Source organism: Solitalea agri, from assembly GCF_023914155.1.
Taxonomy (GTDB): Bacteria; Bacteroidota; Bacteroidia; order Sphingobacteriales; family Sphingobacteriaceae; genus Solitalea; species Solitalea agri.
On record NZ_JAMWYS010000053.1, the window covers coordinates 1 to 13258 of the forward strand.

Here is a 13258-nt window from a genome sequence, read left to right on the forward strand (position 1 = left end):
CAAATCCTGCTTTAACTTGTTGATAACCCCTGAAAATAGAAAGAGGCCGTCCTTTTGAGACAGCCTCATTTTTATTAAATCATTGGAATCAACAGATTATTATTTGTCGATTTGTACTAAATGGTTTTTCCACTCTGCAGGAATATCAGATAATGCATAAACTTTTAATTGGCTGTCTTCTGTACTTGCCAATGTTTTAATTAAAGTTTCGTTAACGAACTCTGTTTCTAACCTGTACATAGCTCCTGTTGCAGGATCGACAATTAACATACCAATTAAGCCTCCAAATACGATGTTGCCAAAATACCAACCATTAAGTTTGAATTCAACAGGAACTATTTTAGGGTCATAACCAGGTTTTTCAAGTTTCACTTGATACCGAGCTTTGCCAAAAAAGCCACTTCCTGATTTTAGTTTTAAATTTGCAGGAGTTTGTCCTGTGTAAATTTCAATACCTTTTTTGTCTGTTATTGAAACTTTGGCTTCGCTTGGAGTACTGTTAATAGAGATAGGATAGCTACTTCTACTTACTATACTTGCACAACTGGTAGAAAGAAAGATACTACCTGAAAGAATAACGTAGGTAAGATTTTTTTTCAATTTAATTGATTTTAGATTTGTGCCTACTCCTGTTTTGGTCTTTTTTCGGCATATTCCGACCTCTATGGGATTGAGTTCTCCAAAGTCGGATCGACAGTAAAAACGATAAGATTCATTTAAAGTAAATGGATTTTACCGATCTGAGATTATTCAAATTGCCCACAACGAACGACACCTATAGAAGTTGTGGTTGAAACACCACTTCTTTAGGTCATCAAGGCGTAAAGATATTGATTCCTCTTTAAGATTAAAATTAAGTATGGATTTTTAATAATTATTTGAGGTTCATGCATAGGCCAATCAAATGGCTACATTAAAAATTCAATTATCAATAGTAAAATAAAAAAGATATTAAAGGCTATTCTTAAGAATTTAAAGTTGTAACGGGATGAATAAAAAAACAATAAAATTAAAGCAGTCGAGAGTTGATTGAACAATTTTGGACGTCACTTGTAAAATTGAAACTCTGCCACAGAGCTGTGAGTGGCAGGTGTTTTTAGATTGTTTTTGAACTGGAAAATAAATATAGCGCTCATTAGCTATCTCATATAGCGCAACAAAACGACTATAAGCAAGCTGTTTATTAGTCAATAAATACTGATTTGCTAAAATCTCATGATCAATCAGATGAGTGGTTCATTTATACTTTTGTAGCAGAAATTTAAACTCGTACTTCTAAAATCTTACTTTACTAGGCTTGCTTATATTTCTTAAACCAGCTTCTTAATTTAAGTTGTATAACTCCCATAATAGCTTCCCTGAAAATCTTCGGGCTCATTTTGGAAGTTCCTGCAGTCCGATCGGTAAAAATAATGGGTACTTCTACCAGTTTAAAGCCATGTTTAACAGCTGTAAATTTCATTTCTATTTGGAAGGCGTAACCAATGAATTTGATCTTATTCAATTCAATGGTTTCTAAAACCTTTCTGCGGTAACATTTAAATCCTGCGGTATAATCATGGATCTCAACGCCGGTAATCACACGGCAATAGCGGGAAGCAAAATATGACATTAGAACACGTCCCATTGGCCAGTTAACCACATTTACTCCGGTAATGTACCTTGAGCCAACGGCCACATCAGCTCCACCAACACAAGCCTCGCGCAAACGAACCAAGTCTTCGGGATTGTGAGAGAAATCGCAGTCCATCTCAAAAATGTAATCATACTTACGTTTTAGTGCCCAGTTAAAGCCATGAATGTAAGCAGTTCCTAATCCGAGTTTACCTTTACGTTCTTCCAGGAACAGGCGCTCCGGAAACTCTTTCTGCAGCTGTTTTACAATATCTGCAGTTCCGTCAGGCGAGCCATCATCAATGATTAAAACATGAAAAGGAAAATCTAATGAGAACACTTTGCGAATCATTCGTTCTACGTTCTCTATTTCATTATAAGTTGGAATTATGACGATGCTATCTGAAAACACTGCTAATTGATTTGGAATGCGAATATACTTTTAAGAAGTATTAAAACGGAATTTCGATTTAAATATTACTGTAAGTTTTACATGATGAAGCGTCCATGGCTCAATAAAAAAGCCCTTTCTTCATTAGAAAGGGCTTCATATAAAATAAAATTCCGTATGAATATTAATGAACGCCGTGCATCATTTTGATGATCGCTTTGTAAATCAGGAATAATACACCCGCAGCACCTAATGACATAAACATTAATAACATGAAGAAGTCATTAAGGTTGTTGATAGCAAATCCAAAGAATTCGGTGACTTTGCCTGGCTCAGGATAATAACCGCTTAATACACCTGCAAATTTGTTTGCAGCTGCGTTAGCAAGGAACCAAACAGCCATCATCAACGAAGCAAATTTGGCAGGAGCTAATTTATTTACCATTGATAAACCAATAGGAGATAAGCATAACTCTCCAAAGGTGTGCATAGCATACATACCCACTAACCACATCATGCTTACTTTAGTAGTTGAAGCTACATCTTTTACACCAAATGCGATGTATAAATAACCTACAGAAAGTAATAAAAGACCGATTGCCATTTTCAAAGGAGAAGATGGTTCCATACCTTTTTTACCTAAATAAGTCCACAGCATGGCAAATAAAGGAGCACAAGAGATTACAAAGAATGCATTAACTGATTGGAACCAGCTTGCAGGAATAGTATATCCAAATAATACACGGTTGGTTTGTTCTTCAGCAAAGAAGTTCAAAGAAGCACCTGCTTGTTCAAATGCTGCCCAGAAGAATACTACGAAGAACGATAAAATGAAGATAACCGCAATTCGTTGAATTTCTATAGAAGTAAGTGGCGCATCTTTTTTTACAGTTCCATCAGCCGATTTAACAGCTTGAGTAGGTTTTCCGCCAATTGCCGCTCCATCAGGAGTAACAATGTATCTGTCTTTTAAGAAATGGAACATGATTAAGCCCAGCACCATGCCAATACCTGCAACCAGGAAGCCCCATTTAAAATCTGCAGCAGAACCAGTATCTCCAACAAAACCACAAGCTAAAGGAGCAATGAATGCACCTAAGTTGATACCCATGTAGAAAATGGTGTATGCAGAGTCTTTTCGGCTGTCCTGAGGCTCATATAATTGGCCCACCATTGTTGAAATGTTTGGCTTAAAGAAACCGTTACCTAAAATTAAAAATCCTAAACCTGCATATAAAAATGGAGTGAACATGGCTGGATCGGAGTAATAATGTCCAGAGAAGAACATCAATAACTGACCAATGGCCATTAAAATACCTCCCACCATGATGGAACGACGGTTACCCCAGTATCGGTCGGCAACATACCCCCCGATAAGAGGAGTAAGGTATACCAATGAGGTGTAGTTACCATACAATGCTGAAGCAGCCTGTTTATCAAATAATAATGCTTTTGTTAAAAATAGTGTTAGCAATGCGCGGTTACCATAATAGCTAAAGCGCTCCCACATTTCAGTGCCAAACAATACATACAAGCCTTTGGGATGCCCAGAGGTTGCTTTTTGCTCTGCTGGAGCAATTGATGGATTTTGATTCATTTCTGTATTATTAATGTGCTATATTAAGATTAAGAGTGTTGATTGATAATGTTTCGTAACCATTTGAGCATCATTGCGATAGCTAAAGCGGCTACAATACAAGATGCGAAATTTACAAAGAAATACCACGCTTTGTTGTCATATTTATCCCACATGCTTGCCAATACTCCTGATAGTTTATTGCCAATGGATGTGGCTAAAAACCATCCTCCCATCATCAATGAAGTTAAGCGTGGAGGACTTACTTTGGAAACTAATGATAAGCCAATTGGACTTAAACATAATTCTCCAATGGTAACTACAGCATAGGTGCCTATTAGCCACCATGCTGATGTTTTTTCAGTAGTTATATCAGTGCTGAGTACCGCTGCCACCATTACTAAGGTTGATAGTCCGGTAATGACCAATCCCCATCCAATCTTTGCTGGAGTTGATGGTTCTTTGCCTTTTCGTTTTAAAAATCCAAAGAATGAAATAACTACAGGTGTTAGAATAACTATAAAGAAAGGGTTAATTGATTGGAAAATCTCTGTTGAAACAAGATCTAGTTTTTGACCCTCCTGGGGCCACTTATCTTTTGATAGATTCTGAAAATAAGGGTCAGGAGATAAAACATTTTGTTTATGCCCATTCAACATTACTGGTCGGAAATAAGCATCATATTTTGGAAATGAATCAACTTTGCTGTCCAGTTCTTGAATCATTCCAAACGGTTTGGCAAGGGGCGCAACTTTCGGAGAAATTGAGCGATCTGTATGGGTTTCAGCATAGAACGTTAGAGCTGAAGCATTTTGCTTGAATACAGCCCAAAATACTATGACCACAACAAATACTGCTAACAGAGCTGAAATTTGTTGTTTATCACTTTTATCAGCTTTCCACCAGATGGTGAAATAATAAATAATTACCGGTATACATCCGAAAATAAAGGCATCTGTTGAATCTGAACCCAAAATATTACCTGGAATAGCGATCCAAGCTAAAGCTCCGACTACTATAACCGGCAAGAATACGAAAAGCAGAACTTTAGATACAGGGATGTCATTAGGGTTGGCCGGTTTAATTATATCAGCCTCCTTAATGTGTTTGGTTCCTGCTAAGAACCATGCCAAGCCAATAAACATTCCAATACCGGCAGCAGCAAAGGCATAACCCCAACCATAGGCGTTACGCATATAGGCAGCCACAAAATTGCATATAAAAGCTCCAATGTTAATACCCATATAAAACAGGTTATAACCTGCGTCCTTATTGCCTTTAAATTCTTCGGTTGAATATAAATTACCTAAGAGGGTAGAAATATTGGGTTTAAAGAAACCGTTTCCGATAATGATAAGCAAAAGGGAGCTCCACATGGCGGTATAACCAGGAATGGCTAATCCAAGGTAGCCCATACCCATTAAAGTGCCACCAATTAAAATTGATTTGCGATAACCCAGTAAACGATCAGCTAATAACCCCCCTAAAAAAGGTGTAAGATAGACTAAACCTAAATAGGTGCCTACAATATCAGAAGCTTCTGCCCGATGAAGGCCCATACCTCCTTTAGGATCCATGAGATATAGTGCCAGAATACCCAGCATTAAGTAATACCCAAATCGTTCCCACATTTCTGTAAAAAACAGAACCCTCAGCCCTTTTGGGTGGGCAGATTTATTAATCGGCATCTTTCGGTTAATTGGCTTTTATATTTTATTCTTTTATTGATTGGTTTAGAGGGAAAAGATTTTCCCAAAGCTGCTAAAGTAAAAATATTTTTCTGTTATGGAAATGATTCAAACGCAAGAAATGGTTTTGGATGGTTGTATTTTGTTTTAAGCGCTGATAATCAATGTTTTGATTTATTAAAAGGAGTCGGCTTTTGTTAGGATGGATTGTTTGTTGTGGTTGTATATCAGGTAGTTATTACACTGTTACAGAACTCTAGCTTGAATAAGTATGTTGTTACAAATCAAAAAAAGCACGCGATGAGCGTGCTTTTCTGTCGTAAAGTGTGAATATTTTCTACAAGTTTTTAAGGATGAAATCAACCATCATCGTTTGTAACTGATAGCGATATCTAACACCATGGTGTTCATTTGGATAGTAAAAGCTTTCGAACTGTTTATTCTTTTTGATCAATGCCAATGACATTTCAGCAGAATTTTGGAAATGAACGTTATCATCAAACGTACCATGAATCATCAGGAATTTACCCTTTAATTTGTCGGCGTAATTGATAGGTGAGTTATCATCATAGCCTGAAGGATTTTCTTGAGGAGTTCTTAAGAAACGTTCTGTATAAATGCTGTCATAAAATCTCCATGATGTTACCGGTGCACCGGCAATAGCCATTTTAAATACATCGGCACCGCGAGTGATCGCTAATGAAGCCATATAGCCTCCAAAGCTCCATCCATAATAACCAATGCGAGAAGCATCAACGTATGACTGGGTCCCTAACCATTTGGCCGCATCAATCTGATCCTGAATTTCAAATTTACCTAGTTGTAGATAAGTTGATTTTTTGAATGCAGCTCCACGTGCACCTGTTCCGCGGTTGTCCATACAGAAAACGATATAACCTTTATCGGCTAACATTTGGAACCAAATATCACCACTATTCCATCCATCAAGTACTTGCTGACTGCCAGGGCCTCCATAAGCGTACATAAACACAGGGTACTTTTTAGTCGCATCGAAGTTTGACGGTTTAATAACCCATGCGTTTAGTTTTATTCCATCAGGCATTGGAACTTCAATAAATTGCTTACCTGAATAGTTAAAACCTGCCAGTTGGCTATTCAACTTCGTGTTCTCTTCTAAAACACGTAGCTGTTTGCCTGTTTTATCTTTTAAGCTGAAAACTGCTGGGGTATTAGCATTACTGTATGAGTTGATGAAGTAAGAAAAATCAGCGCTAAAGGTGGCGTTGTTAGTACCTTCTGCGGTGGTTAATTTCTTTTTGCCACTTCCGTCAAGCTTAATAGAATAAATTTCTCTTTTGGTTGCCGACGTTTCTGCTGATTGGAAATAAATGGTTTTAGTTTTTTCATCAATTCCATACAACGAGGTAACTTCCCATGGTCCTTTTGTGATCTGACGAATTAGTTTTCCGGTTAAATCATATAAATAAATATGACGGTAGCCGTCTTGTTCGGTGGTAGTAATAAACGATTTATTATCACTTAAGAAGGTTAAATCATTGGTTACTTCCACGTAGCTTTTATCTGTTTCTGTAAAAATAGACTTAGTGGCTCCAGTTTGAGCATTTGCCAATAGGTACTCTAATTTATCCTGATGACGGTTCATGCGAAGCACACAAAGTGTATTTGCATCATTGGTCCATTTAATACGTGGAATGTACTGATCTTTTTCAGGACCAACATCAACAGTAGTGGTTGTTCCAGTTGCTAAGTCAAATACATGAATGCTAACAATTGAGTTTTTCTCTCCCGCTTTTGGGTATTTATAGCGATATTCTTCAGGGTATAAACCGTTATAAACCGGAATGCTAATTTCCGGTACTTCAGTTTCATCGAATTTATAATAGGCTATTTTTTTACCATCAGGCGACCAGAAGAAAGCTCTTGCAAACTCAAACTCCTCTTCATAAACCCAGTCAGTGCCCCCGTTAATGATCTTATTTTTTATACCATCGTTGGTGATTTTTTTCTCTTCTCCGCTAACAAGGTCTTTAATGAAGATGTTGTTGTCGCGAACGAATGCGATTTTTGAGGCATCAGGTGAGAAATTAGCGTATTTCTGCTTACCGCCTTCTGAAACAGCTGTTAATGTTTTGGTATTTCGATCTAAAATATAATTGTTGATCAAATTAGAACGGCGATAAACAGGTTCGGTTTCAGTTGCTATCAATACCTTGTTTTCATCGTTACTGAAGGAATAGTCATCCAACTTAAGGTCTTTGCCCTTATATTTCAGCTGACTGCTTTTCAGAACGGTATCTTTTACTAACCCTGTAGCATATTCGTATTTCAAAACATAGTTATCGTTTTTGGTTTTGTCATTAACCAATGATGAATATGTTTTTCCATCTTTCATTGAGTTGAGCCCAAAAACGCCTCCCGCAACAAAGCTGCGTTTAACGTAAATGTCCTCCAGCGTTATTGACTTTTTTTGTGCAATACCTGCTAGCGGCACTAAAAACAAGAGTACCGGTGAAATAATTTTCTTCATACTAATTATTAACAGTTTATTGGATAGGGATTGTTAGTTTTTTCCTCGTTTGGCAGGTGTGCCCTGCGGGTTGGCTAATTTTTTAGGGTCATTAAATAACTCATCGGCCACTGAGGCCTCATTGGTTAAATTAATGTTATTCATATAAACCCATTTTCCTTTTTCATATTTAAGGCCATCATATGACAGATCTGGTCCATAATATTCATAATGCCCTGTTTTGCTTTTGTCAGATGGGACAAGGTGGTCGAAAACGATCCATTTTTTTGATGGTATATATTTTAACATCATTGAGGCCGATTTGCTATACTCAAATACCATCCGGTTAAGATGTTTGCCTGTACTATCTTGTAAAACAGGAGCTCCCATTGTAATCTTTCCTTCAGAAATTGTTAACGGTTCAATAACCCGCATCGATGATTTTTGGTCATTACCTTTCCATCCCAATAATAGATACGGATCGTTGGAGTTGGATGGAGGTATAATTTGATAGTATTGAGCGCCAACCCAGTTTTCGTTTGAAGTTATAGTATCAGATAGATTGTTAATAAAATCAGTATAATCTTTTAACGGATAAAGCTCCAGCTGTTTTGGGTTGTTCATTTGGATGGCCCCATAATAGCGGTAAGTTCCATCATCATTAGCAAATAACCAACTGAATATTCTGAATTTATTTTCAGGATCTTTCGTGATAGCAATAGTTTTAAGTGAATCGAAAGGGTAATTGTACGATCCGGGGAGCTTGAGCGCTGTTACAAGGGTTTTAATAAAGTTGTAAGTAGAATTACGGCGTTCCAGTTCATTTTCTCCGTTTATTGACTGGGCATCAATCGTTCTTAATGTCTTCTCGTATTCTTTAAGTTTTTCCACTGTTTTTGATTGACCAGATACGATTGTAAAGGTTAAACAAAAACAGGCAATTAAGATTATGCTCTTTTTCATCTGGATTTAATCAGCCTCAAATATAATTAATGAGGCAAATACCAGCTTTAAACTTTCTATTGTCACAAAAATAATAACAAACTATAAGCGAAAAGGCCAATCAAACACTGATAGGCCTTTATTTATTAATTGATAAATTGGTTCTATTTAGCTTTAGCTACAGGTGATACAACTCCGTCACTACTCATTTTAGCAACAATAATATTGGCAAATTCGGTGGCTGCTTTATCCAGGTTATCTGGGTTTAGGGTTGACGATTGACCTGACCAAACCAATTTTTCTGTATTTAAATCATACAAATTGGTTTCGATATAATATGTTTTGTCGGTGGTGTAATATCCTGGATCGTACATGGCGCCCATTCCACCATAATACCCCCAAAAGTTACCATAATATGGGCCCGGGGCATAAGTTGTTCCAGGAACATAACGGTTTTCTGAATCTTGTTTTACCAAAGCAATGGAAACAATGCCATCACATCCGGCCTCTTTAAATTTTTGAATTAATTGATCTCTTGTTAAGTCTTTGTTTCTGGTCATGTCAGGCGGGAATACATTGGTACTTTGAGTAACCTTAGACCCGGTTTTTGCAAGGGCAGCTGCCATTTTGTTTTCAACAGTTGTTTTGGCGGCAAGATCTTTCCCTAAAGCAACAATGAATATGTTTTTAAAGTTTTTAGCAGTAGCGTCTTTATCTTTCCAGGTGGCGGTTACCTGTGTAGCAGGGGAACATGAATTTAACAAAACAATAGCAGAGAGGATGAGTGTTAGGCACCTTGTACCAACACTTTTGAGCGCGTAATTTTTGATCATAAGTCTATTAGTATAGATTTCTAATATTGAGCATTTAGAGTTTTAAACAAATAGCTGATAACTAAGTGTCTATATTAAATATATATAAAATCTATCAAAAGGTTAGTTATAGTTTAGAATTTTATTTTACAGTTTGATAAAATAGGTGAGAAGTGAGTTGTAGCTAGTTAAGGTACTCTGAAAGTAATTGATTGTTAAGGTTTTAAAACAATGAAAGCCGATCTTTTAGAATCAGCTTTCATTGTTTTTATCTTTTTGCAGCAATTAGCTCAAGTTTTCAATTACGATAGCAGAAGCTCCACCACCGCCATTGCAAATTCCGGCTACACCGATTTTTCCTTTTTGTTGCTTCAACACTGAAAGTAAGGTGATCACAATTCGTGCTCCCGACATACCAATAGGGTGGCCTAAAGCAACAGCGCCTCCGTTGATATTAACTTTTGCAGGATCGATATTTAGCTCGCGATTATTTGCTACTGAAACAACGGCAAAAGCCTCATTGATTTCAAATGCATCAACCGACTTGATATCAATAGTAGCTTTTGAAAGCGCACGAGGGATTGCTTTAGCAGGAGCAGTGGTAAACCATTCAGGTGCTTGCTGAGCATCTGCAAAAGAAACAATACGGGCAAGTGGTTTAATACCTAATTCTTTGGCTTTATCAGCACTCATCAATACAACGGCTGCGGCACCATCATTAATGCTCGATGCATTTGCCGCTGTAACCGTACCGTCTTTTTTGAAAACCGGGCGCAAACCAGGAATCTTATCAAATTTAACAGCCTTAGGCTCTTCGTCTTCACTAACTATGGTAACTCCTCCTTTGCCTTCAATTTCAACAGGAACGATTTCGTCTTTAAATAAGCCTTTTTCCTGCGCGTTTAATGCACGTTTGTACGATTCAATGGCAAAGTTATCCTGGTCTTCACGGGAAATATTGCATTCCGTAGCACATAGTTCAGCAGCGCTACCCATATGATAATCCTTGTAAACATCCCACAATCCGTCTTTAATCATTGAGTCAATCACCTGCTGATTTCCTAAGCGGTATCCCTGGCGAGCTTTGTCGAGGTAATAAGGTGCATTGCTCATGCTTTCCATACCGCCGGCTACCATAATATCGTTATCGCCGTTCATGATCGATTGTGCAGCCAGCATAATAGCTTTGGTACCTGATGCACAAACTTTATTTACACTGGTTGCAGGTAGGTAAGGTAGTCCTGCAAATATGGCGGCCTGTGTAGCTGGCGCTTGTCCCAGGTTAGCCGAAAGAACATTACCCATAATAACTTCCTGCACTTGTTCAGGCTTAATTCCGGCACGTTCTACTGCTGCTTTAATAGCAATGGCGCCCAGTTTGGTGGCCGATAATGATGATAAACTGCCTCCCAGGCTTCCAATAGGAGTACGGGCTACAGAAACTATAACAACTTCTTTCATGCTAATTATAAGGTTATATTGATTGTTAAGAGCTGCAATTTAGACAAATTTTGTGGATCTAAAATTGCAAATTAAAAGCCTAAAAAAGCCTTTTGGACATATATTCGCAATATTGTGTTATTTTGTACTAATTTTTATTTATTCATTCACAGGTGATCATTAATAGTAAAATACTCCGATTGTTTAGGGTTAAACATGCAGAATTGTACCATATTTTTATGTTGCTTGTTTGTGTGTTAGTGGTGGTAATTATTCTTCCCAAGGAAAAAAGATTTAAGTACGAATTTGAAAAAGGAAAGGTGTGGATGCACCCTGACCTTATCTCTCCATTTAACTATGCGATTGAGAAGTCAACAGTAGAACTGGAAAAAGATAAAAAAGAAGCTACCGAAGCAGTTTTGCCAGTTTATAAATTTGATGATAAAGTAACCGCCGTTGAACAAGAGGCTTTTAAAGTTGATTTTGATACGAAGTGGAAGTCGAAGTTTCCTGGAAATACGAATAGGGCAAAAAACTTTAAAGCAGGGATTGATCTGATTGACGAGTTTTATAAGCAAGGTATTATTCAGCTTAATAATCACTACCAGAAGAAAAAGAATGCTGATTACTATCTTACTATCGTTCAGAATAATGTAGTAATGAGTACCAGTTCATCGGCACTTTACACTGCTTCAAGGGCCCTAGATCAGGCTAAAATTGCCATTCATAAAAACAAGGACCTGGAATTTTCTTTTTTAATTGATATCATTCAGGACCACCTGCAGCCTAATGTTATTTTTGATGAAAATCTTACTCTTAAGCTGGAGCAAGAAGCCGTTGAGAGCGTTTCGCTATACAGGGGGATGGTGCAGAAAGGAGAGTTGATTATTGCTCACAGGGATGTAGTTACCGACGATGTTTATAACAAGATTGAATCGCTTCGTAAAGAATACGAACAAACAGGTTTGTTTTCAGGAAGCCGTCGAATAGTAGCACTAGGACAGTTAATTGTGGTGAGTATTACCTTGTCGTTGCTGATGGTTTTTTTATTCTTGTTTAGAAAAGACCTTTATTACGACTATCGCCAACTTTCGCTTATCCTGGTAATCGTATCAGGAATGCTCATCACCCTGTCGTGGGCCATAAAAGTTGAGTTGCCAAGCCTATATTATATCCCTTATTGTGTTGTTCCAATTATTATCAGGTTGCTATTTGATGCACGTTTAGCACTTAATATTCATATTCTGGTTGTTATGATTGCAGGCTTTTTTGTACCTAACGGGTTTGAGTTCGCCTTCTATCAAATCACTGCAGGAATGACCGCCATTTATAGTATTCAGAATCTGTTGAGACGATCACAGTACCTGGTTTCGGCATTTTTAATATTGTTGACTTATTTAGTTTGCTTTGCCGGTATATCTTTTATTCATGAAGGCAGTTTTTCTAAAATTGATTTCATGGATTTTGCTCCATTTGTGCTAAGCGTATTGCTGTCTTTATTGGCCTATCCGATGATCTATGTATTTGAGAAACTGTTTGGAGTTACTTCGGATATTACTTTAATGGAGCTTTCTAATACCAATAATCCTTTGCTGCGTGAGTTGGCCTTTAAAGCTCCCGGAACATTTCAACATTCTATGCAGGTGGCTAATTTAGCCGAAGCAGCTATTTATAAAATTGGTGGGAATGCACTACTGGTGCGTACAGGTGCCTTGTATCATGATATTGGAAAGATGCGGGCACCAAACTATTTCGTCGAAAATCAGAAGAAAACAGGTAATCCGCATGATGAGTTAACGTACGAAGAAAGTGCTCAAATCATCATTAGGCATGTTACTGATGGAGTGGAGATTGCGCAAAAGAATAATATTCCGGAGCCGATAATTGATTTTATCAGAACGCACCATGGAAATACCCGTGTCGATTATTTTTATCAGTCGTTTCTTAAAAACTTCCCTGATAGGATTTTTGATGAGCAGATCTTTCGTTATCCGGGACCTATTCCGTTTTCAAAGGAAACAGGTGTTTTAATGTTGGCAGATTCGGTAGAAGCAGCCTCACGAGCGCTGAAAGATCCTGACGCCCGGAGTATAGATAACCTGGTGGATAAAATAGTGAATTATAAACTCGACCAGCAACAATTGGTGAATACCGATATCACCTTAAAAGATATCGAAACCATTAAGCAAATGTTTAAGCAAATGCTGATGGGTATCTATCATGTAAGGGTAGAATATCAAAGTGTAGGGGTTAAAATACCCGAAAAACCCTTTGTAGAGTCATAATTGAAAGGATTTTGAAAAAAAT

At 37.5% G+C, this 13258-nt stretch carries 9 protein-coding genes; 1 reads left to right on the top strand and 8 read right to left on the bottom strand.

Features of this window, described 5'->3' with window-relative positions:
• Nucleotides 1–99: 99 nt before the first annotated feature.
• The 8 genes from NF867_RS14535 to NF867_RS14570 form a co-directional block, all read right to left on the bottom strand.
• Nucleotides 100–600 carry a PEGA domain-containing protein gene (locus NF867_RS14535; RefSeq protein WP_252588962.1) on the bottom strand — a complete coding sequence of 167 codons (501 nt, stop codon included), beginning with the start codon at nt 598–600 and terminating at the stop codon, nt 100–102.
• Between the two features lie 691 nt (nt 601–1291).
• Entirely contained in the window at nt 1292–2026 is a 735-nt protein-coding gene (locus NF867_RS14540; RefSeq protein ID WP_341870051.1) for a polyprenol monophosphomannose synthase, read from the bottom strand.
• Nucleotides 2027–2189: 163 nt separating this feature from the next.
• Entirely contained in the window at nt 2190–3602 is a 1413-nt protein-coding gene (locus tag NF867_RS14545; RefSeq protein WP_252588965.1) for a peptide MFS transporter, read from the bottom strand.
• A 29-nt stretch (nt 3603–3631) separates the two neighbouring features.
• Nucleotides 3632–5269: a peptide MFS transporter gene (locus NF867_RS14550; protein WP_256471428.1), complete on the bottom strand. Its 1638-nt coding sequence runs from the start codon at nt 5267–5269 to the stop codon at nt 3632–3634.
• Nucleotides 5270–5606: 337 nt separating this feature from the next.
• Nucleotides 5607–7778: a S9 family peptidase gene (locus NF867_RS14555; protein ID WP_252588969.1), complete on the bottom strand. Its 2172-nt coding sequence runs from the start codon at nt 7776–7778 to the stop codon at nt 5607–5609.
• Between the two features lie 33 nt (nt 7779–7811).
• Nucleotides 7812–8720 carry a hypothetical protein gene (locus NF867_RS14560; protein WP_252588971.1) on the bottom strand — a complete coding sequence of 303 codons (909 nt, stop codon included), beginning with the start codon at nt 8718–8720 and terminating at the stop codon, nt 7812–7814.
• A gap of 143 nt (nt 8721–8863) precedes the next feature.
• Complete coding sequence (locus NF867_RS14565; RefSeq protein WP_252588973.1) at nt 8864–9532, bottom strand: DUF4136 domain-containing protein; 669 nt, start codon at nt 9530–9532, stop codon at nt 8864–8866.
• 264 nt (nt 9533–9796) lie between these two features.
• Complete coding sequence (locus NF867_RS14570; RefSeq protein WP_252588975.1) at nt 9797–10972, bottom strand: acetyl-CoA C-acyltransferase; 1176 nt, start codon at nt 10970–10972, stop codon at nt 9797–9799.
• Nucleotides 10973–11190: 218 nt separating this feature from the next.
• Here NF867_RS14570 and NF867_RS14575 point away from each other — a divergent pair, with 218 nt between their 5' ends.
• A complete protein-coding gene (locus NF867_RS14575) occupies nt 11191–13236 on the top strand; it encodes an HD family phosphohydrolase (RefSeq protein WP_252589358.1) in 2046 nt (681 codons plus the stop codon).
• Nucleotides 13237–13258 lie beyond the last annotated feature (22 nt).